The organism is Streptomyces daliensis (assembly GCF_054782395.1).
This window is the reverse complement of sequence record NZ_BAAGSO010000137.1, coordinates 1-1,683: the sequence shown is the minus strand read 5'-3', so window position 1 is coordinate 1,683 and position 1,683 is coordinate 1. Positions and strand designations below refer to the sequence as shown.

1 protein-coding gene is annotated in these 1,683 nt (G+C 61.0%); it reads right to left on the bottom strand.

All coding sequences use genetic code 11. The annotated features are described in order from the left end of the window. Positions 1 to 129: 129 nt before the first annotated feature. Positions 130 to 1,683, bottom strand: a 1,554-nt coding sequence (locus ACYVOO_RS39385; protein WP_461020529.1) for a reverse transcriptase/maturase family protein, incomplete at its 5' end; no start/stop codon positions are given.

Below are 1,683 nucleotides of genomic sequence, written 5' to 3'. Positions count from 1 at the left end.
AGTTCCGGTAGGCCGCTGGCGAGGTTTCCGCTGTGCGGCTCCTTTTCCAGCGACCCCCGGCCCGAACCCGCCGTGCACCCTTTCGGTGCAGCGGGCTCTCCAGTGATTACTGCGTGATTCTGATCCTGGCTATGCATGGATTTCTTGATGACAAGGCGGGCAGACCACGAGTGTTCTGCGCCGCTTCTTGAGCATCAGCTCCAACCATGCGGGCCGTTCCTTCCACGCTTGGAGCTCTGCGAGGTGGCGAACTTGGTGGACTTGCACGACGGTTCGTTTTTCGCAGAGTTCACACCGTCCTCTTCGGAGCCGGTCGATGAGCTGGCTTCCGCGTGGGCGACTGCGAGGAGTGAACAGGGTGGGTGGAAGGTCATTGATGACTTCCTTCCGTTGCCGGGTCAGGGGAATGCCACCGAACCGCGCGATCAGTGGTTTCCTGCCCTCGCGTTCGACTTTTGCCTCGAAGCACCGTCGTGGTCCGCTGGGTGTCCGGATAACCGTCTTGTACTTGTTGGCCATCGCGGTTACTCGGGACCGGTGCCTGGCGGCGAGGGTCTTGAGCATGGAGGTCAGCATGACCCCCTTGAGCCGGTCGAGTCTGTAAACGTCGCCAGCTGGCAGGTAGTACTGAACGACACCCCGGTATTGGGCCCCGTAGGTGCTGATGATGTCGAAGGGTGTGCAACTCATCAGCTGGGGCAGGTGCGCGGGTTTGCCGCGTCGTAGAAACGGGGCGCATTTGGCTTTGATCACGTCTTTGGGCACGCGGAGTTGGATCTTCCCGTTGACGGTACGTCTGCCGCGGGTGATGCGGCTCCCTCGGGTGATCTTGGCGTCGGCGTGCTGGACGGTGATGTCGTAGCCGAGGAATCGGGCCGCTTGAGTGCGACCATGTGTGATCAGTGTCTTTTCCTGGTTCAGTTCCAGCTTGAGATCGTCGCGCAGGAATGTGGCCAGGCGCTGCTTGATCGTCTCGGCTTCGGCCTTGGGTCCGATGAACCCGAGGAGGTGATCGTCTGCGTAGCGTAGGTAACGTAGCCGCCGGTAGCCAGGGTCATGTGGATCCCCGGAAGGCAGGCGGCGTAGCTCTTTGCGCCATTGGCGGACTTGGGCGGTCTCGGTGTGCTCCTTTCTTCTTGCGAGCCGCTTCCTTTCGGCCCCGATCGCGTTATCCAACTTCTGGTAAGCAGGGTTTCTGCGCCGGGATGCTCCTCGGGTGTATTCCGGGATGAGAACTGTTTCGACGAATGTGTCCAGCCGGTCCATGTAGATGTTGGACAAGAGTGGAGAGAGGACACCGCCTTGCGGGGCACCCGACAAGGTGGCGTGCCACTTCCAATCCTCCAGGTATCCCGCCTTCAGCATCTGTTGGATGAGACGGAGGAACCGGTTGTCGTGGACCTTCTCAGACAGGATGGCCAGCAGAACCTCATGGTCCAGCGAGCCGAAGCAGTCGGAGATGTCTCCTTCGATGAACCAGGTCGTCCCAGCCCAGTTGTGCGTCACCTCGGACAGTGCCGTGTGACACCCCCGGCCGGGACGGAAACCGTGGGAACGGCCGGAGAACCGGGGCTCGTAATACGCTTCCAGTAGGAGGCGGATCACTTCGCCGACAAGTTTGTCCGACCAGGACGGCATACCGAGCGGGCGTGTCTTTCCGTTGGGTTTCGGAATGTGGACGCG